This is a genomic window from Pseudonocardia nematodicida, assembly GCF_040105385.1.
GTDB classification, from domain to species: domain Bacteria; phylum Actinomycetota; class Actinomycetes; order Mycobacteriales; family Pseudonocardiaceae; genus Pseudonocardia; species Pseudonocardia nematodicida.
The window spans coordinates 224,099-243,289 of the sequence record NZ_JBEDNQ010000010.1; the positions used below are offsets into that span (position 1 = coordinate 224,099).

Here is a 19,191-nt window from a genome sequence, read left to right on the forward strand (position 1 = left end):
CGGCCCGCCGTCGGGGGCGGGGGCGAGCTAGGACGCGAACCGCTCGATCGCCCGCCGTTTCGCGCGGGCCGCGTCCGGGCCGAGCCGGTGGGTCGCGACCTGCGGCCAGGGCAGTGCCGCCTTCTCGGGGGTGCTCCACGGCGTCGTCCAGATCGGGAACCCGACGCAGTGCGCGGTGACGGGCGCGGCCGCGCGCACCGCCCGGCCCACCGCGGCGTGGTCGGGATGCGGGTCCTCGCTCCAGGTGGTCAGGCACGTCGTGGCGGTGCGCAGCAGCCCCCGGAGGATCTCGGTGAGCGCATCGGTGTGGCCGGCAACCGCGGAGTCCGGGAACCCGAGCCAGGTGACCGGCGCGTCGGCGAGCCCGAGCTCCTTCCACGCCGCCTCGAGCTCGCCGCGCCGGACCGTGGCCAGCGCGGCACGGTCGGGCTCCGGGGCGCCGGGGACCGCGGCCTCCCCGTCGGTGACGACGACGAGCTCGACCTCTCCCCCGGCGGCACGCGTGGCGTGCAGCAGACCGGCCGCGCCGAGGGTCTCGTCGTCCGGGTGCGCGACGACGACCACCGTCCGTCCGGTGTCGACCTCGATCCCGGGCACCCGCTGCGCCTCGAGGGCCCGGCTCCACAGCGCCGGATCGACGACGCTCATCGGCCGTCCCCCGTCCCGAGCAGGTCCGCGCCGAGGGCCGCGAGGTCGCGCTCGCCGTGGTGCTGCCGGATGTAGATCGCCAGGTCCGCGACCCGGTCGGCCAGGCCGCCGGCGAGCGCGGCGACCCCCGCCGCCCGGGGCACGACGTCGACCACCGTGCGGCAGACGCGTTCGGCCGCGGTCCGGGCGGTCGCCACCGGGACCCGGTGGGCCGACCGCGGATCGGCGTCGATCTGCGCGGCGGTGCGCTCCAGCAGCGCCTCCACCGCCGCGAGTCCGGTGTGGACCTCGGCCAGCTGCGCCAGCCGGTGCGGGTCGCCGGTCCCGCGCAACAGGACCCGCAGCTCGTCGACCAGGCCGGCCGCGCCGCCCAGCCACACCGCGGCGACCCCGCCGCCGCCCCAGACGAAACCCGGACGGTCGGTGTAGGCGCCCGGCTCCCCCAGCACGTCGGCGACCGGGACACCGCGCAGCTCGACGTCGGCGGTGTCGCTCGCGCGCATGGCCGCGGCCCGCCACGCCCCGGGATCACGGCGGATGCCCGGCACGGTCAGGTCGAGATCGACGACGCGGGTACCGCCCGGCGCGTCGGCCACCAGCAGTGCCCGGTCGAGAACGGACGCGCCCGAGCAGAACCGCACGATCCCGTCGACCCGCCATCCGCCCGCCGCCGGGCGGAGCGTCGCCCCCGTCCCGCCGGCCCGCGAGGCCCACACGCCGTAGGCCGCGTCCGGCACCGGCGCGGCCCCGAGCTCGGCCAGGATCGCGAGGGCGTCGGTGTGTCCCTCGCGCAGCCGGGCGGTGGGCAGGCACTCGCGCCCCCAGGCGGTCAGCTGCCGCCATCTCGTCGCGGTGTCGCCCCGGCCGGGCAGCGGGAGGTCGGACAGCCCCGACGCCCACCCGGGCGCCCCCGTGCCCGGCCGGTCCGACACACCGGGATCCTGACGCAGCGACACACGCACCCCTCGCCCTCGTGACACTCCACCGGCCACGGGCGCGCTGCTGGACCCGTCCTGCTCACCGACCGCCTACCCGTTCGGGGCGGGGCCATGCGCCGCTACGGGCTCGCCACGCGCAGCGAGACCACTCCCTCGCGGTCCTCGACGGCGCCGACCGGCGTCCCGCCGCGGCGTGCCCGGCCGGCCGCGCGGGTCGCACCGAGCACCGCGAGCAGGCGGCCGTCCGGCCCGGTCAGCTCGACGCGGCCCAGGTCGTGGGCCGTCAGCAGGTCCATCGCGCGGGCGAGCGCGTCCGGCGGCAACGGCGCGCACACCCGCAGCCGGGCCCGCGCCCGGCACAGCCGGTCGGTGCTCCACACCTCGCTGTCGGCCACCCCGCGGAACAGATCGTCGAGACGCGGGTCACCGCCGGGCAGCCGGACCCGCACGTCGCGGTGGGTCTGGCGCAGCACGGTGTGCACCAGCTCGGCCAGCGCCCAGCCGTCGACCGGTGCGTCCACCTCGGCGAGCACGTCGGGCACCGCTCCCGGCAGCGGCACCCGGCGGACACCGGGGTCCGGGACGAGCGCGCCGAGCCGCATGCGCTCGCCCTCCTTGCCCTCGGCCGCCTCGGGGCGTCCGGCCCAGTCGGGACCGTCGTGCCAGGCCACCGCCGCGGGCTCGTGCACGAGCAGCGCGCCGTTGTTCCAGGCCCGGTAGGCCAGGTCCCAGTCCTCGCCGCCGTAGCCGACGTAGCGCTCGTCGAAACCGCCGAGGTCGTCGAACAGGCGTCGGTGCATCCCCAGCACCGCGCTGATGACCAGCCGCCAGTCGCCCGGTCCGGCGTCGAGCAGGTCGCGGGTCCGCCGGTACCCGTCGGCGAGCCACACCGGCTCCGGCAGCCGGGGCGCGGCCGCCGGGTCGGCGCCCGGTGCGGAGCCGGACAGGTCCGCGTGCCGGCGTCGTCCGACGGCGAGGACGTCCGGGCAGGCGGCGATCCGTGCGGTCAGCGCCGCGACGAACCCGGGCTCGGGGACGGTGTCCGCGTCGAGGAACACCAGCACGTCGCCGTCGGCGGCCGCCGCGCCGCGGTTGCGTGCGGCGGCGGCGCGGAACCCGCGGTCGGGCTGGGTCACCACCGAGACCGGGACCGGGCCGGCGAGCGCCGCCGCGTCCGGTGGCTCCGGCGAGCCGTCGTCGGCGACGACGACCGACACCGGCCGCAGCGTCTGCCGGTGCAGCGCCGCGACGGTGCGGGCCAGCGCGTCGGGCTGCCGGTAGTGGCAGACCACGACCCCGACCCGTGGAGGCGGGCCGGCGTGCGGCACGAGCAGGTCCCACCGGTTGCCGGACACGGTCACCGGCGGACCACCCGCCGGTAGAGCGCGGCGTGGGCGACGCCGGCGTCGGGCCAGGCCGGCACCGGCCCGCGGGTGCTCGCCGGCCGGGCCAGTGCCCCGGCGACGAGCGCGTCGCGGCCGGCGGTGTCGTCGTAGAGGCGCAGTGCCCCCGGGGCCGCCGCGTGCACCTCGGCCGCGTAGGCGCCGGACGCGGCCAGCGGGACCCGGCCGTGGGCGAGCCAGGCCAGCAGCGACCCGCCGGCACTGACCGAGCGACCCGGTGCGACGGGAACGGTGACGGCCGCCGCGGCGGCGGCGAGCGACGGCGGATCCAGGTGCCCGGTGAGGATCCAGGCGACCCCGTGCGCGCGGGCCCGCGCCGCCAGCGACCGGGCCAGGTCGGCGTGCCCGTCGGCGACGGCGCCCGCGGCGACGACCGCGGGCCGCTCCGGGTGCGCACCGGCGGCGTCGATCACCGCCTCGTGCCCCTTGCCCGGGTAGACGAACCCGAGCACGCCGAGGGTGGTGCGCCCGGCCCAGCCCGGCGCGGGCCCGGCCGGCACCGTGACCGGCAGCGGCAGCGGCAGGCGCACCGGGTCGGCCGCACCGAGCGCGCGGGCCTTGCCGAGCTCGTGCTCCGCGGACACGACGACGGCGTCCGCGGCGGCGACCACGCGGCGGTACCCGGCGCCGCGACGGGCGTCGCGGGCCGGGTCCGGATCGGCGCCGGGCAGGTCGTGCAGCGTCAGCACCAGGGGCCGGGGCACTCCCCGGACGGCCTCGGCGAACGCTTCGGCCGCGGACACGATGTCGGGGCCCCACAGCGCGTCGGTGAACTGGGCGTGGGTGAGGTCCGCCGGGCCCGACCCGACCGGCAGCACACCCTCGGCCGCCACCGCGGTGGCGACGGCGGCGGCGTGCCGGACCACGCCGTGCCCGGACGCCCCCGGCGCGAGCACCCGCACGGTGGGGATCATCCGGCCACCCCGGTGAGGGCGCGCCGGTACTCGCCCGCGTAGGCGTCCGCGATCTCGGCCCGCCGGCGCGCGCGTCGTGCCGGGTCGGCCCGCCACACCGGACGGGTGCGGTGGGCGAGCGCCAGCACCGCGCCCAGCGACTCGGGGTCCGGGCCGTCGTCGGCCAGCGCGTAGGTCAGGCAGGGTGCCTGTTCGCGGAGGTACCCGATCTCCGGCACCAGCGCGGTGGTCCCCAGGTCGTGGCAGGCCTCCAGCCAGCCGGAGTGCGTCCCCCACCGGTGGGGCAGCACCGACACGTCGAGCTCCTGCAGGTAGGTGTAGAGCTCGTCGTCGTCGAACGGCGGGTGCACCCGCAGGTCCAGGGCGCCGGTGCCCGGCGCCTCGCGGAGTGCGCGGGCGACGGCGCGGCCGCGCTCGTCGTCGTGGGTGTCGACCCGCAGCGTCGCCCCGTCCGGCAGACATCCGGCGAGCGCACGGGCCACTCCGAGCGGGTCGGCGTTGGTGCGGTGGCTCTTCGCGTGCAGGCCGACGACGAAGCCGTCCCGCTCGGGCCGGGGCCGGCCCGCCCACTCCGGCCCGACGACGGCCGGATGCTCCAGCACCCGCGCCTCCCGGCCCCACCGCCGGCGGATCCGTGCGGCCGCGCCCGGGGTCAGGGTGACGAGCACGGCCGCGGCGGGGACGAGCACGTCGAGCGCGGCCTCGTGCGGTCCCGGGTCGGCGTGGTGCGGGTTGCGCAGGTCGTGCACGGTCAGCACGAGTGGCCGGCCCGCCGCGCGCAGGGCGGCCACCAGGGCACGCAGCTCGGCCGGGGTCCGGTCGTCGAACCCGAAGTGCAGGTGCAGCAGGTCGAACTCACCGGCACGGGCCCGGACGACGTCGGCGTCCAGCCAGGGCGAGGGCCACCAGCGCCCCGGTGGTGCCCCGGGGACCGGCGGGTCGGGCAGGCGGCTCACGTCGGGGTGGTGCAGCGACCGCACGAACGGATGAGCGGTGGGTACGGACGCCACGCGCACGCGGGGGCTCCTCTCGTCGCCGATACCGCCGGTGTGCCCGCCGCCGGGCGGTTCAACCCTGCGGGGACCGGGCGCCGTGCCCACGATGGGCGGGTGATCGATCCCCGCCGTCGTCACTACGGCGTCCTGTACGGCCTCGAGGCCCCACCGCCGGGTCCGCTGGCGCTGGTGTGGGGCAACTGCCAGGCCGAGTCGGTCCGAGTGCTGCTCTCCGGTGTCCCGGACCTGCCGGTGACCCCGGTGCGCCTGCCACCCGTGCACGAGCTCACCGCCGACGACCTCCCCCGGCTGCGACCGCTGCTCGCGCGGACCCGGCTGCTGGTCTCCCAGCCGGTCCGCGACGGCTACCGGGACCTGCCGCTGGGGACCGCGGAGGTGGCGGCCGCGCTGCCGGGCGGCGCGGCCGTGGTGCGGTTCCCGGTGATCCGGCACCCGGCCCTGCACCCGTGGTCGGTGATCGTGCGGCACCCGAGCGACCCGGCGGCCGTCCCGCCGGGGGTGCCCTACCACGACCTGCGGGCGCTGGCCGCCGCCGCGGGGCGCCCACCCGGCCCGCCGCCGTCGCCGGGCGCCCTGCGCGAGGTCGGCGACCGCGGGATCGCCGAGCTCGCCCGCCGCGAGGCCCGGGACACCGACGCCGGGGTGTCCGATGCGATCGCCTCGTTCGGTGCCGCGGCCGCCCACACCCTCAACCACCCCGGCAACGGGGTGCTGCGGCTGCTCACCGGTCGGGTCCTCGACGTCGCCGGGATGTCCGGGCCGGTCCCCGACCCGGGCCGGGAGCTGCTCGGCGGGATCCGTGCCCCGCTGCGCCGCGACGTCCTCGACGCCCTGGGACTCGACGCGCCGGGACCCGACTGCGTCCCGCGCGAGGACTGGTGCGACGGAGACCGTGTGATCGGTGAGGACGAGGTACGGGCACGCCAGCTCGCCTGGTACGCGACGCACCCCGGATGGGTGACGGCCGGGCTCGACCGGCACGGCGACACGCTGGAGATCCTCCGTCTGTGACCGGCCCGGCGCCGAGATCGAGTTGTGGGGCGACACCGGACGCCGCATGATCGGTGGGCGTCCGGGTTCAGCACACAGCTCGCGCGGTCTCCTCGTCCTCGAGCCCCGGAGTGTCGCCCGTGACCCGTTCCGTCCCGACCCGGTGAGCGCGCGGATCGCGTTGATCGCCTCGGCCCGCTACCCGATCCGGGAGCCGTTCCCCGGCGGGCTGGAGGCGCACACCGCCGGGCTGGCGTCCCGGCTCCGCGACCGCGGCCACGACGTGACCGTGTTCGGCGCCCCCGGCTCCGATCCGGACCTGCGGGTCCGCGAGATGGCGCCGCTGCCCGCGATCTCCGGGGCCGCCCGCAGCGACGTCGGCATGCCGCCGGAGTGGTTCCTCGCCGAGCACCACTCGTACCTGGAGCTGCTGCTCGGCCTGTCCCGCGAGCACGGCCGGTACGACGTGGTGCACAACAACTCGCTGCACTACCTGCCACTCGCCCTGGCTGACGTGCTCGACGCACCCGTGCTGACCACGCTGCACACCCCGCCCACCCCGTGGCTGGAGTCCGCCGTGCGCCTCGGCGACCCGCGCCGGCTGCGGTTCGCCGCGGTCAGCGACCACACCGCCCGGGCGTGGGCGCCGACCGGCGCCCGGGCCACGGTGGTCCGGAACGGGGTCGACACCGCCACCTGGGGCTACGGCGCCGGCGGCGGGGTCCCGGTGTGGTCGGGGCGGATCGTGCCGGAGAAGGGGCCGGTGGAGGCGATCCGGGCGGCCCGGCTGGCCGGGACGGGCCTGCGGCTGGCGGGTCCCTGTCCGGACCGGGCGTTCTTCTCCTCACAGGTCGCGCCCCTGCTCGGCGACGGCATCAGCTACCTCGGCCATCTCGACCACCGGACACTGGCCGGCCTGGTCGGCGACGCGAGCGTCGCGGTCGTCTCCCCGTGCTGGGACGAGCCGTACGGGCTGGTCGTGGCCGAGGCGCTGGCCTGCGGCACCCCGATCGCCGGGTTCGCCCGCGGCGCGCTGCCCGAGATCGTCGACCCGTGCTGCGGGGTGCTCGCCACCCCCGGTGACGTGCACGGGCTCGCCGATGCGATCCGCGCCGCCTCCCGCCTCTCACGCACCGACGCCCGCCGGCACGCCGAGACCACCTGCTCGGTCGAGGTCATGCTCGACGGCTACGAGCGGCTCTACCGTGCCCCGGCGGCGGCGTGAGCGGCACGATCGTCTACTACGTCCATCACCACGGCAGCGGGCACGCCCACCGCGCCGCCGCCGTCGCCCGGTACTGCCGTACCCCGGTCGTCGGGGTGGGCAGCCGCCCGGCCCCGGACGGCTGGCCCGGCGCCTGGCACGAGCTGCCCCCGGACGCCGGTGGACCTCCGGCCGACCAGCACGACGTCACCGCGGGCGGAACCCTGCACTGGGCGCCCCGGCACCACCCCGGTCTGCGGGCGCGCGCGGCGACGGTGTCGGCGCTGCTCGACGCCGGACCCGCCCGGGTCCTCGTCGCCGACGTCTCGGTCGAGATGGCGCTGCTCGCCCGGCTGCACGGCGTGCCGGTCGCGGTGGTCGCGCAGCCAGGGGACCGTCTCGACCGTCCACACCGGACCGCCTACGACCTGGCCGAGGTGCTGCTGGCGCCCTGGCCGGCAGATCCGCCGCGGGCCTGGCGACCGGAGCTGGCGTCGAGGACGGTGCATCTCGGTGGGCTGTCGCGCTACGACGGCCGGGCGACCGTCCCCGCACCGGGGCACCGGCAGGTGCTCGTGCTGACCGGCAGCGGCGACGCCGGGGCCGGGCCCGGGGCACTGACCGGGGCAGCCGCGTCCACACCGGACTGGACGTGGCGCGTCGCCGGTGCCGTGGCCGGGTCGCTCGGCGCCGATGCGCCCCCCAACCTCGCCGCCGGTGGCTGGACCGACGACGTGTGGTCGGCCTTGCAGGCTGCTGACGTCGTGGTCGGGCACGCCGGGCAGAACGTCGTCGCGGAGATCGCCGCGGCCCGGCGCCCCGCGGTGATCCTGCCCGCGCCCCGTCCGCACGACGAGCAGGTCGCGACCGGGGCCGTTCTGCACGACGCCGGTCTCGCGGTCGTCCCGGACCACTGGCCCACGCCGGCCGCCTGGCCCGGGGTGCTCGCGGACGCACTGGCGCTCGGCGGTACGGGCTGGGCGCGCTGGTCGGACGGTCGTGCCGCGGCCCGGGCCGCCGCCGTCCTCGACGGCATCGTCGACGCCGCGGCCGAGGGTCCGGTCCGATGAGGACCCGGGCGGCGGTCGTCACGGTGGTGCGCGGACGCGCGGACCATCTGGCCCGGCAGCGACGGCTGCTCGCCGCCGGACCGCCGGTGACCCACGTCGTGGTCGGGATGGGTGCACCACCGGCACTCGACGGGGACGGGCCGGTTACCCGGTCGCTGACCGTCCCGGCACCGGGCCCGCTCCCGCTCGCGCACGCCCGCAACGCCGGCGCGGCCGCCGCCCTCGACGGCGGGGCGACGCTGCTCGTGTTCCTCGACGTCGACTGCTTGCCGGGACCGCACCTGCTCGGGCGGTACGCCGGGGCCGCCGCCCGGATGCCGGACGCGCTGCTCGCCGGGCCGGTGACCTACCTGCCCGCGGGGGTGCTGCCCGAGCGCGACCTGCACGACCACACCGCGCCGCACCCCGCCCGGCCGTCCCCCGACGACGACGTCCTGCTCGCCGAACCACGCCGGGAGCTGTTCTGGTCGCTGTCGTTCGCGATCACCGCGCGAGCGTGGACCGCCACCGGCGGGTTCTGCGAGGACTACACCGGCTACGGGGCGGAGGACACGGACTTCGCGCTGGCGTCCGGCCTGCCGTTGTATTGGGTCGGCGGAGCGCACGCCTACCACCAGCACCACCCGCAGGCCCGGACCGACCCGGCCCGGATCGCGGAGATCATCGGCAACGCGCGGACGTTCCACCGGCGCTGGGGGTGGTGGCCGATGACCGGCTGGCTGCGGGAGCTCGCGGACGCGGGCGCGATCGAGTTCGACCCCGGCCGGGAGCTGCTGCGGCTCCGGTGAGACGCCGGCCGACGCCGCGGTCAGCGTCCGAGCAGGCGACGGCGGTTGGCCCGCACCCGCCGGTGGACCGGGGCGACCGCCGCGCGGCACAGCCACCGGGGCGACGACCACGAGCCCGCCACCGCGCGGGCCACCTCCGGCACCACGTCGACCTTCTCGGTCACCATCCGGCGCAGCTCCCGGCGGGCCCGGCCGCCGCCCCGTGCGACGACACCGATCCGGGCGGCCACGACCAGTGGAGCCGACCACGCGATCTCGGTGATCTCGCCGATCACCGGCTGCGCCGCTCTCGTGCGCCCGCCACCGGGCCGTGCCCGGTGCGACCGAGGCGGCTGGCGGAGCTCAACCGCCTCGGTCTGGCCCAGACGTCGACCCGGGTCGATGAAGTGGGTTGCGCACGGCATGCCCGTCCCCGGCCGGGCGAAACGTGCGACGGCGCGAGAGATCCGGATCCTGTGGCCCGCGCGGTCACCGGACCCGGTCCGGGCTCTCGACCACGGTGCGGGCCAGGTGAGCCAGCTTGACGTTGACGTCCTGGGAGGTCCGCCGCAGCACGTCGAACGCCTCGTCGGCGCTCAGCCCCCGCCGGGCCATGAGGATGCCCTTGGCCTGACCGATGACGTCGCGGCTCTCGATGGCCTCGCGCAGCTGCGCCTCGCGCAGTGCGGCGGCCGACACCGCGGAGCACTTCGCCAGCGCCAGCGAGGCGTAGCCGGCCAGGAGCGTCAGCCGGTCCCGGTCGGCCGGTCCGAAGACCGCGGAACCGGTCGCGTAGACGTTGAGTGCACCCGGCAGCCGCGGCGGGTGCGCGTCCGGCAGCAGCTCGACGGCGAGCACCGACCGGTAGCCCCGCGCCGCGACCTCCTCGGCGAACTCCGGCCACTGCGTCTCCCCACGGAGGTCGTCCGACCATGCCGCGGCCGGGCCGTCGGGCTGCGCCGCGTCGACGCAGGGACCGCGGCCACTGCGGTACTGCACCTGGTCGAACGCGGTCGCCAGGGAGTCGGTCTCCACCGGGGTGTGGAACTCCCCCGAGTCGTCGCGGAGCGTCACGCTGACCAGACCGGCGGCCGGGACGACCCGGCCCACGGCGTCGACGACCCGCTTCAGGACCTCCTCGACGGTGTCGCAGTCGACGAGGGCCGCGGTCAGCTGCGTGAGTTCCTGGACGAGGAGATCGTCCCGCTGCGCATCGGACGGGCTGTCGCCGGACCCCGGCGACTCGGGTGCGGGGCCGGGGTGCACGGGCCGGGTGTCACCGTCGTCGTGCCCGGGAGCTGACTGATCCACGTAGCGACATTGCCCATAAACCTCGCCGGTAAACGGTGCCGTACGTCCTGATCTGATCCGGCCCGACGGGCGGGGAGCGGCGGGACCCGGTCCCCGCGATCATGCGGCGTGCACGGGGGCGCCGGTGACCGCCCACGTCCGGATGCTGACCTCTTCCGGCTCACCCGCACCCCGGATCGCCGCGGGCATCGCGGGCACCGGGCGAAACGTCAGTCCGTGACCCTGCTGGCCGCCCGGTACTCGAGGTGGGCGAGCTCCGGATGGCGTGCCAGCCAGCCGGCGATGAACGGGCAGACCGCGAGCACCCGGAGCCCCTCCGCCTGTACCGACTCGACCCCCGCGCGCGCCAGCGCCGACCCCACCCCGCGCCCCTCGAAGGCCGGGTCGACCTCGGTGTGCACGAACGCGACGAGCTCCGAGGTGCGGACGTAGGCGGCGAACCCGGCCAGGGTGTCGCCGTCGTGGGCCTCGAATCGGTTCGCGGAGCGGTTGTCGGTCACGGCGATCATGCAGGGGTCCCCTCGGTGGCGTACTCGACCGGGATTGTCGGGCGCCGCGGCCCGGACCGAATCGGTCGGTCGATCCGTCGCCCGGTCGGATCGTCGCGTCCGTGGGACGGTCGGCGACGACAATCGGACCCGGCCGCACCACGCCGGCCCGGCGGGAGAGGCTGCGGTGACGATGGAGCTGTTCGGGCGGGACGCGGAGACCGCGACGCTGCACCGCCTGATCGCCCGGGCGGCGGACGGCGCCGGCTCCGGGCTGGTGCTGTGGGGTGAGCCGGGGATCGGCAAGACCGCCCTGCTCGACCACGCCGTGGAGGCGGCTGCGGGCTGCACTGTGCTGCGGTGCCGGGGCACCCGGATGGAGGCGGGGCTCGCGTTCGCGGCGCTGCACGAGCTGCTGTGGCCGGTGATCGACCGGCTGGACGCCCTGCCCGGCCCGCAGGCCGCGGCGCTGCGCGGCGCCCTGGGCCTGAGCCGGGACGCGGCCAACCGGTTCCTCATCGGCGCGGCGGTATTGTCGATGGTCTCCGAGCTGGCCCGGGAACGGCCGGTGCTCGTCGTGGTCGACGACGCCCAGTGGATCGACGAGGCGACCGCGCACTGCCTGGGCTTCCTGGCCCGGCGGGTGGGAGGGGACCCGGTCCTCGTCCTGCTCACCGGGCACTCCGACCCCGCCTCGGGGCCCTGGGAGGGGTTGCCCGCGCTGGAGGTCGGCGGCCTCACCGACGACGACGCCCGCGCGCTCGTCGCCACCGCGGTACCGGGCGCCCGGCAGGCACTGATCGACGACGTGACCCGCGAGGCCGGTGGCAACCCACTGGCGTTGCACGAGCTGCCCACCCTCGACCGGGCGCCCGACGCCGACACTCCGTTGCCGCTGCTCGGGGACCTGGTGCCGATCGGTCCGCGGTTGCGTCAGGCGTTCCGCGCCCGGGTCGCCGCGCTCGACCCGCCGGTACGGGCGTTGCTGCTGCTGGCCGCGGCCGAGGACCGGGGTGACCGGCTCGTCGTACAGCGGGCCGGGGCCGGACACGGCGTCGATCCGTCCACATGGGACGACGCCGTGCGCTCGGGTCTGCTCCGCACCTCGGGATCCCGGGTGGAGTTCCGGCACCCCCTGATACCCGCCGCGATCTACGACGGCGCCGCGTTCGGTGAACGGCAGGCGGCGCACCGGGCGCTGGCCGCGTCGCTGCCCACGGACGCCGTCGAGGAGCGCGCCTGGCACCTGGCGGCCGCCGCCGACACGGCGGACGAGGACGTCGCCGCGTTGCTCGAGCTCGCGGCCGAGAAGTCCCTGCGGTGTGGCGCCGGCCCGACGGCCGTCCGCACTCTGCGGCGGGCGGCCGAGCTGTCCCCGGCGCCGGCCGACGGCGCGCGCCGGCTGGCTGCAGCCGCCCGCGCGGCGTGGGACGCCGGGCAGGCCGAGACGGCCGGGCAGTTGCTCGACGAGGCCGAGCGCCTGGGCGACGAGGCCGCCGTCGCCCGGGCCGGCGGTGGACTGCGCGGGATCCTCGAGTTCACCACCGGCCTGCCGGAGCGCGCCCACCACTACCTGGTCCGCGACATGCGGGTCGCCCCCAGCAGCCGCTGCCTCGTACAGCTGGGTTCGGTGGCGGTCCGCGCCGCGTGGTCGGCCGGCCGGACCGACCTGCAGCAGGAGGCGCTGCAGCGGCTGCTGGCCGCGGACACCGGCGACGACCCCTCCCTGACCGAGCAGCTGCCGGCGTTGCGGATCTGGTGGGCGTGCTACGACGAGACCGGCGCGCTCACCCCGATCGCCCCGGACGGGACCGGTGACCTGATCGGCCGGCTCGTCACCGCCGCCTGGGAGCTGCTGCCGCCCGCGCCGCTGGCCCAGGCCTGGGGGATCGAGAGCCTGCTGCACGACGTGCTGCGGGTGCAGGCCGCCGCACTGCGGCGCCGTCACGAGCTCGCCGCACTCGCGGTGGTGCTGTCCCAGACCGCCGTCCTCGACCTGGCCACAGGCCGGTGGGGTGCCGCCGAGACCGCGGGGACCGACGGCCTGGCGCTCGCCGAGGAGGTCGGCGCGGACCACGTGGCCACCCAGTGCCGCGGCACCCTGGGCAACCTGGCCGCGGGCCGTGGCGACGAACCGGCCGTCGACGAGCACACCACCCGGGCCCTGCAGGTGTCGGTCCCGCAGGGGGTGCGGGCCCTCACCGGGTCGGCGTACTGGCCGCGTGGCCGGGCGGCGCTGTTCGCCGGCCGTCCGCAGGAGGCGCTGGGCCACCTGGTGCCGTTGACCGAACCCGGCCACGACGCCGCCCACCCCACCTTTGCGCTGCTCGCCGCCGTGGACACCGCCGAGGCCGCGATGCAGGTCGGGCACCTCGACCTCGCCGAGTCCCGGCTCGCGGCGGTGACCGCGTGGGCGCAGCGTTCGGGCGCACCCTGGGCCCGCAGCGCCGTCCACCGGCTGCACGCCCTGATCCGGGGCGGGCCGGCGGCCGAGAGCTCCTACCGGGCGGCCCTCGACGTCGCGGGGGCGGAGAACCATCCGTTCGAGTACGCCCGCACCCGGTTGCTGTACGGCGAGTGGCTGCGGCGCGCCCGACGCCGGGCCGACGCCCGGCACCAGCTCGCCGCCGCCGCGGAGGTCTTCGCCCGCCTCGGCGCGGAGCCACTGCGGAGACGGTCGCTGCGCGAGCAGGACCTGACCGACGGCCCCGCCGCACGCCGCGGGCCCGGCCCGTCGGCCGGCCTGACCGCGCAGGAGCTACGGGTCGCACGCCTGGCCGCCGACGACCTGACCAACCGGGAGATCGCGGCCCAGCTCCTGATCAGCCCGCGCACGGTCGCCCATCATCTGGCCAACGTCTACCCCAAGCTCGGCATCGCCTCCCGCGCGGACCTCTCCCGGATCGATCTCCTCGGGGACCTCCGGATCCGGGTCGACGCGCACGGCGGTTGATCGGTCAAGCCGTGCGCCGGTGACGGATAGCCCGGACGATTCGACCCCCTCCGGGCGCTCCTAGCGTCGGGACGTCCGGTCAGCCGTGCCCGGCGCACCGACGCCGGACCGCCACGGCGCACTCTCCCACCGACCGCACGCCACTGGAGGCCCGATGACCGACATCGCACCCGCCGGTCTGCACCACGTCACCGCCATCGCCGAGGCCCCCCAGGAGAACGTCGACTTCTACACCCGCGTCCTGGGCCTGCGGCTGGTCAAGCAGACCGTCAACTTCGACGACCCCGGCACCTACCACCTCTACTACGGCGACACCTCCGGCGCGCCCGCCTCGATCCTGACGTTCTTCCCGTGGCGCGGGGTCCCCGCCGGTCGCAACGGCGCGGGGCTGACGACCGCCACCGCGTTCAGCGTCCCACCGGCCTCGCTGGGGTGGTGGCAGAACCGCCTGTCCGGGTTCGGCGTCGACGCCGACCCGCCCGTCGACCGGGACGGCACCGAGGTCCTGACCCTGCGCGACCCGCACGGCCTGGTCCTGGACCTCGTCGCGTCCCCGGGCGACCACCGGTCCGGATGGGACGGCGCGGCCGGCATCGGAGACGAGCACGCCGTGCGCGGCCTGCACTCGGTCACCCTCACCGAGTCGGTGACCGAACCCACCCAACGGCTGCTGACCGAGCTGCTCGGCATGTCCCTGTCCCGGGAGGACGGCGACCGCAGCCGGTTCGCGATGTCCGGCGGCGACGCCGGGGCCCTGGTCGACGTCACCGGCTCCACCGGTGAGCGGGGCCTGCAGGCCGGCGGGACCGTCCACCACGTCGCCTTCCGCGCACCCGACCGGGCCACCCAGGAGGACTGGCGACGGCAGCTGGCCGCGGCCGGACTGCAGGTCACCGACATCCTGGACCGGCAGTACTTCACCTCCATCTACTTCCGCGAGCCGGGCGGCGTGCTGTTCGAGATCGCCACCGACGCACCGGGCTTCACCGTCGACGAGCCGCTGCTGACCCTCGGCCGAGCCCTGAAGCTGCCGCCGTGGCTCGAGCCGAGCCGGGCGCAGATCGAGCGGGCGCTGCCGAGCCTCGACGTGCCCGGGGACGAGCGGACGACGTCGTCGTGACCGACGTGCTCGACCGTCCGCACGTCTGGCTGCCGGGCTCCCCCGGCCACCCGCCCCTGCTGCTCCTGCACGGCACCGGCGGCGACGAGCACGACCTGCTCCCCCTGCGCGCGCACCTCGATCCGGAGGCGCCGGTGCTGTCGGTCCGCGGGACGGTGCTGGAGAACGGCATGCCCCGGTTCTTCCGCCGGCAGGCCGAAGGTGTGTTCGACGAGGACGACCTGCGCGTGCAGGTCGACGCCCTCGCCGGGTTCCTGGTCGCCGCCGAACACCGCTACGCGGTCGCCCCGGGCTCCTGGACCGCGGTCGGCTTCTCGAACGGCGCCAACATCGCCTCCGCGTTGCTGTTCACCCACCCGGAGCGGCTCGCCGGGGCGGTCCTGCTCGCCGCGATGGTCCCCTTCCGCGACGGGCCGCCGCAGTCGGACCTGACGGGCCGGCACGTGCTCGTCTCCAACGGCCGGCGCGACCCGATGGCCACCGCCGACCACACCTCGACGCTGGTCGGCCAGTTCCGGGCGGCGGGCGCCGAGACCACCACCGCCCCGCACGACGGCGGGCACACCATCGCCCCCGACCTGCTGCCGACCGTGGCCGACTGGCTGGCCGGCACCCCGCTCCCGTCACCGACGACCACGAGGGAAGAGAACTCATGACCACGATCAGCGACACCTTCGACCACGACGTCCCGTGGGAGGCCGTCTACGGCTACAGCCAGGCACACCGGGTCGGCGACACGGTCTACGTCTCCGGCCAGCTCTCGCACGACGACCGGGGCCTGGTGGGTGAGGGCGACGTCGAGAAGCAGCTCGAGGTGACGTTCGCCCAGCTCGACAAGATCCTCGAGCACTTCGGCGCGACCCGCCGCCAGATCATCGAGACCACCGTGATCCTCACCGACCTGCGGGAGAACTTCGGCCCGGCCGCGGCCGCGCACAGCGCCTACTTCGGCGACCACCGGCCGACGAGCACGACGTTCGGGGTGGTGGAGCTGGCGCTCCCCGGCCAGATCGTCGAGATCGGCGCCGTCGTACTGCTCGACCTGCCGCGTTAGCCACGGATGCCGGCCGTGGCCGCGAACGGACGCGGCCCCGGCCCGTCGTCACGAGAGAGGACGGACATGACCGACCCGATCCTGGTGCTGGGCGCGACCGGGGGTCAGGGCGGCGCCGTCGTGCAGGCCCTGCAGCACCGCGGCGCCACGATCCGCGCGCTGGTGCGCCGCCCGGCCTCGCCGCGCGCACGGGCGCTGGCCGCGACCGGCGTGGAGCTCGTCGCGGGTGACCTGACCGACCACGCAGCCGTGCGCTCCGCTATGGACGGCGTCGGCGCGGCGTTCGCCGTCACGACGCCGTTCGAGGCGGGCACGGACGCGGAGGTGGCGCAGGGCCGGGCGATCATCGCCGCCGCCCGCGACGCCCGGTTGCCGCACCTGGTGTTCAGCTCGGTCGCCGGGGCGGACGCGGGCACCGGCATCCCGCACTTCGAGAGCAAGAACGTCATCGAGACCGAGCTGCGCGCGTCCGGTCTGCAGCACGGCGTCGTCGCTCCGACCTACTTCTTCGACAACGCCCTCGGCGCGCGCGACGAGCTGCACGCCGGGATGCTGCGGCTGCCGATCGCCGGGGACCACTGGCTCCAGCAGCTCGACCGCGCCGACCTCGCCGCCGTCGCCGCGATCGGGCTCACCGAACCCGGCCGCCTGGCCGGGCGGCGGATCGAGGTCGCCGGCGACACGCCGACCCCCGACGAGATGGCCCGGGTGCTCACCGAGGTCCTCGGGCGGGAGGTCCGCCACGTCCGCTACGACCTGGCCGTGATCGGCGACCCGGACATGCACGCGATGTGGACGTTCCTGGCGGGCGACGGATACCAGGCCGACCCGGCCGCGCTGGGCGCCGAGTTCCCCGAGATCACCTGGACGCGGTTCGCCGACTGGGCCCGGCGGGCGCTGACCGCCCAGGAGTGACCGCAGGGCCGGGGCCCGGTCCCGTCAGGACATCGGCCTCGTCGACGCGAACTCCCAGAAGATCTCCGACAGGTCCGGCCCGTCGCGGTCGGCGAACAGCCCGCTGGCGCGCGGTCCGGACCACGTGTGCCCCATCCCCTCCACCAGGTACGAGTCGACCGAGGCCTGGCCGGGGACGCGGTGGCTGGTCCGGGTCCAGGGGTGACCGCCGGGCGGCTCGACGCGTTCGACGTCGGTGGGCACGGTGTCCACCTCGGGCCGGCCGGAGGCGACGAGCGCACCGAGTGCCAGCCACTGCTGCACGAGGCGCTCCGCCATGAACGGCCGCACGACGTCGTCCTGCTCGCCCTGCACGACGAGCAGCGGGACCTGCCGGGCCCGGGGCCCCATCTCGGCCCGGGCGAGGCGGGCCGTGTCGACCGGTGTCACCGTGTCCAGCCGGTCCTCGGCCGCATGGAACCGGTACTCCCCACCCGCGACCGAGGTCACGGTCGCGATCAGGTCCGGGTAGGTCACCCCCATGATCACCGCCGTGCCCGCGCCGGAGGAGGCCCCGGCGACGTGCACCCGGTCCGGATCGGCGCCGTAGGTGTCGACGACCTGCCGGATCGCGCCGGCCAGCAGCTCGGGTTCACCCCGGTCCCGTTCCTGGTGCTCCGGGGACAGCGAGTTCCAGCACAGCTGCACGTTGCGCAGGAGCGACTGGGAGGGGTAGAGCACGATGAAGCCCTCGCGGTCGGCGAGGTCGTCGAACCGGGTCATCGACCTCATCGAGTTCAGTCCGGAGCCGGTCATCCCGCACCCGTGCACGGCCACGACCACCGGCATCGGCCGGTCCGCCCGCCACGACGGCGGGAGGTGGACCTGGTAGCCGATCCGCCCCTCGGAGCTGGAGTAGCTGCCGTGACGATCCTGTCCCCCGTCCGGGGTCCGCGTCTGCGCGACCGCGGCGGGGACCGCCAGGATCATGATCACCACTGCGGTCAGCCCCGCGATCCACGCGGTGCGACGGCGGCGGGGTGATCGGTCTGCGTGCATGGGCGGCATCAACTCGTTTCCGTGGTGGAGGACCACAGCACACGCTGTGCCGTCGGGGCCGGCTCAAGTCCGTGTGGCGCTCCCCACGGACACCTCCGGTGCCAGGCCGGGAGGTCCTGCGTCGCGGCAACGACGTGCGGCGACGCGCAGGGTCTCGGCGCCGCGCAGCAGCGCCGTGCGTTCCTCGTCCCGCGCGAGCGCGTCGTCCGGGCCCGGTCGTCGCAGTCGTCCACTACCGAGCGTCGCCACCGGGCACAGGCTGCGCGAAGGGTGACCGGGCCGTCCCGCCCCGTCAGCCGTGCAGCGCCCGTAGGCCGCGTCCACGTCGTCGTGCAGCGGTTCGTCCCGGAGGTCTCCGACGACGCCGGCGTGAGGGCGCGATGTGGGCGTGACCAGCCCACACTGGCGTCGTTGCCCGACGAAAGGAACCCGTCATGACGGCACCCGTCCTCGTGACCGGCGCGACCGGCACGGTCGGCTCGGCGCTGGTCCCCGCGCTGCGTGCGCTCGACGCGCCGGTCCGCGCCGTGACGCGCGACCCGGCCCGCCCCGTCGAGGGCGCCGAGACCGTCGTCGCCGACCTGCGTGACCCGGCGACCCTGCCCGCCGCGCTCGACGGCGTCGACGTCGCCTTCCTCAACTCGCCCTCCACCGAGGACGCCGCGCGGCTGCAGATCCGCTTCGCCGAGCTCGCCCGCGACCACGGCGTGCGCCGGATCGTTCTGATGTCGCAGTACGCGGCGCGCGCGGACTCCCCGGTGCGGTTCCTGCGCTGGCACGCCGAGGTCGAGGACCGGCTCCGCGGGCTCGGCCTCGCGCACACCGTCCTGCGCCCGAACCTGTACCTGCAGGCGCTGCTGGCCTTCGCCGACACCATCGCGGCCGGGACGATCGCCGCCCCGATCGGCGACGCCGCGGTCAGCGCCGTCGACACCCGCGACATCGCCGACGTCGCCGCGCACGTCCTCACCACCGACGGGCACGACGGCGCCACCTACACCCTCACCGGGCCGCGCGCGGTCACCCACACCGACATCGCCGACGCCGTCGCCGAGGCCACCGGGACGCCCGTCACCTTCCACGACGTGGCGCCCGCGGAGTTCGCCGCGCAGCTCGAGGGCTACCTGCCCCGCTGGCAGCTCGACGGGCTCGTCGAGGACTACGCCCACTACCGCCGCGGCGAGGCCGCCGAGGTCAGCACCGCCGTCGCCGACCTCACCGGCCGCCCGGCCCGCGACGTCACCGACTTCGCCCGCGACCACGCCGCCGCCCTCGGCCGGCGCCCGGGAGCCGGACCGGACGGGACGCGGTCGTGATCGCCCCGGAACCCGTCGCCGAACTGCCGTCCCACCGCGGTCGCCC

General features: G+C 76.5%; 19 protein-coding genes. 10 read left to right on the forward strand and 9 right to left on the reverse strand.

The features are described from left to right. Positions 1 to 27: 27 nt before the first annotated feature. The 5 genes from WIS52_RS23305 to WIS52_RS23325 all read right to left on the reverse strand — a co-directional run bounded on the left by WIS52_RS23305 (position 28) and on the right by WIS52_RS23325 (position 4,919). A complete protein-coding gene (locus WIS52_RS23305) occupies positions 28 to 648 on the reverse strand; it encodes a PIG-L deacetylase family protein (protein ID WP_349300477.1) in 621 nt (206 codons plus the stop codon). Next, positions 645 to 1,580: an acyl-CoA dehydrogenase family protein gene (locus tag WIS52_RS23310; protein WP_349300478.1), complete on the reverse strand. Its 936-nt coding sequence runs from the start codon at positions 1,578 to 1,580 to the stop codon at positions 645 to 647. The genes WIS52_RS23305 and WIS52_RS23310 overlap by 4 nt, the downstream gene beginning before the upstream one ends. 125 nt (positions 1,581 to 1,705) lie before the next feature. Further along, entirely contained in the window at positions 1,706 to 2,947 is a 1,242-nt protein-coding gene (locus WIS52_RS23315) for a glycosyltransferase family 2 protein (RefSeq protein ID WP_349300479.1), read from the reverse strand. Then, positions 2,944 to 3,903: a hypothetical protein gene (locus WIS52_RS23320; RefSeq protein ID WP_349300480.1), complete on the reverse strand. Its 960-nt coding sequence runs from the start codon at positions 3,901 to 3,903 to the stop codon at positions 2,944 to 2,946. Before WIS52_RS23320 ends, WIS52_RS23315 begins: the two co-directional genes overlap by 4 nt. After that, on the reverse strand, positions 3,900 to 4,919 hold the full coding sequence (locus tag WIS52_RS23325) for a glycosyltransferase family protein (RefSeq protein WP_349300481.1): 1,020 nt from the start codon (positions 4,917 to 4,919) through the stop codon (positions 3,900 to 3,902). Before WIS52_RS23325 ends, WIS52_RS23320 begins: the two co-directional genes overlap by 4 nt. Positions 4,920 to 5,012: 93 nt before the next feature. On the opposite strand from WIS52_RS23325, the gene WIS52_RS23330 reads away from it, so the two are divergent. The 4 genes from WIS52_RS23330 (at position 5,013) to WIS52_RS23345 (ending at position 8,971) form a co-directional block, all read left to right on the forward strand. After that, positions 5,013 to 5,930: a WcbI family polysaccharide biosynthesis putative acetyltransferase gene (locus tag WIS52_RS23330; protein WP_349300482.1), complete on the forward strand. Its 918-nt coding sequence runs from the start codon at positions 5,013 to 5,015 to the stop codon at positions 5,928 to 5,930. 142 nt (positions 5,931 to 6,072) lie between these two features. Further along, positions 6,073 to 7,134 carry a glycosyltransferase gene (locus WIS52_RS23335; RefSeq protein WP_349300483.1) on the forward strand — a complete coding sequence of 354 codons (1,062 nt, stop codon included), beginning with the start codon at positions 6,073 to 6,075 and terminating at the stop codon, positions 7,132 to 7,134. Further along, positions 7,131 to 8,183: a glycosyltransferase gene (locus WIS52_RS23340; protein WP_349300484.1), complete on the forward strand. Its 1,053-nt coding sequence runs from the start codon at positions 7,131 to 7,133 to the stop codon at positions 8,181 to 8,183. The genes WIS52_RS23335 and WIS52_RS23340 overlap by 4 nt, the downstream gene beginning before the upstream one ends. Continuing rightward, positions 8,180 to 8,971 (forward strand): glycosyltransferase family 2 protein, encoded by a 792-nt coding sequence (locus WIS52_RS23345; protein WP_349300485.1) that lies wholly within the window; start codon positions 8,180 to 8,182, stop codon positions 8,969 to 8,971. The genes WIS52_RS23340 and WIS52_RS23345 overlap by 4 nt, the downstream gene beginning before the upstream one ends. Before the next feature lie 20 nt (positions 8,972 to 8,991). Here the strand turns inward: WIS52_RS23345 and WIS52_RS23350 are convergent, their stop codons facing one another. From WIS52_RS23350 to WIS52_RS23360, 3 genes are all read right to left on the reverse strand, one after another. Then, complete coding sequence (locus WIS52_RS23350; RefSeq protein WP_349300486.1) at positions 8,992 to 9,246, reverse strand: hypothetical protein; 255 nt, start codon at positions 9,244 to 9,246, stop codon at positions 8,992 to 8,994. A 193-nt stretch (positions 9,247 to 9,439) separates the two neighbouring features. After that, positions 9,440 to 10,261 carry a GAF and ANTAR domain-containing protein gene (locus tag WIS52_RS23355; RefSeq protein ID WP_349300487.1) on the reverse strand — a complete coding sequence of 274 codons (822 nt, stop codon included), beginning with the start codon at positions 10,259 to 10,261 and terminating at the stop codon, positions 9,440 to 9,442. 209 nt (positions 10,262 to 10,470) lie between these two features. Then, entirely contained in the window at positions 10,471 to 10,770 is a 300-nt protein-coding gene (locus tag WIS52_RS23360) for a GNAT family N-acetyltransferase (protein ID WP_349300488.1), read from the reverse strand. 172 nt (positions 10,771 to 10,942) lie between these two features. On the opposite strand from WIS52_RS23360, the gene WIS52_RS23365 reads away from it, so the two are divergent. From WIS52_RS23365 to WIS52_RS23385, 5 genes are all read left to right on the forward strand, one after another. After that, a complete protein-coding gene (locus WIS52_RS23365; RefSeq protein ID WP_349300576.1) occupies positions 10,943 to 13,702 on the forward strand; it encodes a LuxR family transcriptional regulator in 2,760 nt (919 codons plus the stop codon). A 154-nt stretch (positions 13,703 to 13,856) separates the two neighbouring features. Continuing rightward, positions 13,857 to 14,822 carry a ring-cleaving dioxygenase gene (locus WIS52_RS23370; protein ID WP_349300489.1) on the forward strand — a complete coding sequence of 322 codons (966 nt, stop codon included), beginning with the start codon at positions 13,857 to 13,859 and terminating at the stop codon, positions 14,820 to 14,822. Further along, complete coding sequence (locus WIS52_RS23375; RefSeq protein WP_349300490.1) at positions 14,819 to 15,478, forward strand: alpha/beta hydrolase; 660 nt, start codon at positions 14,819 to 14,821, stop codon at positions 15,476 to 15,478. The genes WIS52_RS23370 and WIS52_RS23375 overlap by 4 nt, the downstream gene beginning before the upstream one ends. Then, positions 15,475 to 15,876: a RidA family protein gene (locus WIS52_RS23380; RefSeq protein ID WP_349300491.1), complete on the forward strand. Its 402-nt coding sequence runs from the start codon at positions 15,475 to 15,477 to the stop codon at positions 15,874 to 15,876. Before WIS52_RS23375 ends, WIS52_RS23380 begins: the two co-directional genes overlap by 4 nt. 66 nt (positions 15,877 to 15,942) lie before the next feature. Next, complete coding sequence (locus WIS52_RS23385) at positions 15,943 to 16,791, forward strand: NmrA/HSCARG family protein (protein ID WP_349300492.1); 849 nt, start codon at positions 15,943 to 15,945, stop codon at positions 16,789 to 16,791. 24 nt (positions 16,792 to 16,815) lie between these two features. Here WIS52_RS23385 and WIS52_RS23390 read toward each other — a convergent pair whose 3' ends face one another. Continuing rightward, entirely contained in the window at positions 16,816 to 17,829 is a 1,014-nt protein-coding gene (locus WIS52_RS23390) for an extracellular catalytic domain type 1 short-chain-length polyhydroxyalkanoate depolymerase (RefSeq protein ID WP_349300493.1), read from the reverse strand. A gap of 434 nt (positions 17,830 to 18,263) precedes the next feature. Here WIS52_RS23390 and WIS52_RS23395 point away from each other — a divergent pair, with 434 nt between their 5' ends. Beyond that, positions 18,264 to 19,145 carry an SDR family oxidoreductase gene (locus WIS52_RS23395; RefSeq protein ID WP_349300494.1) on the forward strand — a complete coding sequence of 294 codons (882 nt, stop codon included), beginning with the start codon at positions 18,264 to 18,266 and terminating at the stop codon, positions 19,143 to 19,145. The last annotated feature ends 46 nt before the right edge of the window (positions 19,146 to 19,191 follow it).

Coding starts and splice junctions, on each gene's coding strand:
- WIS52_RS23305 (WP_349300477.1), bottom strand. CDS start 648: ATGAGCGTCGTCGATCCGGCGCTGTGGAGCCGGGCCCTCGAGGCGCAG.
- WIS52_RS23320 (WP_349300480.1), bottom strand. CDS start 3,903: ATGATCCCCACCGTGCGGGTGCTCGCGCCGGGGGCGTCCGGGCACGGC.
- WIS52_RS23345 (WP_349300485.1), top strand. CDS start 8,180: ATGAGGACCCGGGCGGCGGTCGTCACGGTGGTGCGCGGACGCGCGGAC.
- WIS52_RS23360 (WP_349300488.1), bottom strand. CDS start 10,770: ATGATCGCCGTGACCGACAACCGCTCCGCGAACCGATTCGAGGCCCAC.
- WIS52_RS23365 (WP_349300576.1), top strand. CDS start 10,943: ATGGAGCTGTTCGGGCGGGACGCGGAGACCGCGACGCTGCACCGCCTG.
- WIS52_RS23370 (WP_349300489.1), top strand. CDS start 13,857: ATGACCGACATCGCACCCGCCGGTCTGCACCACGTCACCGCCATCGCC.
- WIS52_RS23380 (WP_349300491.1), top strand. CDS start 15,475: ATGACCACGATCAGCGACACCTTCGACCACGACGTCCCGTGGGAGGCC.
- WIS52_RS23385 (WP_349300492.1), top strand. CDS start 15,943: ATGACCGACCCGATCCTGGTGCTGGGCGCGACCGGGGGTCAGGGCGGC.
- WIS52_RS23390 (WP_349300493.1), bottom strand. CDS start 17,829: ATGCACGCAGACCGATCACCCCGCCGCCGTCGCACCGCGTGGATCGCG.
- WIS52_RS23395 (WP_349300494.1), top strand. CDS start 18,264: ATGACGGCACCCGTCCTCGTGACCGGCGCGACCGGCACGGTCGGCTCG.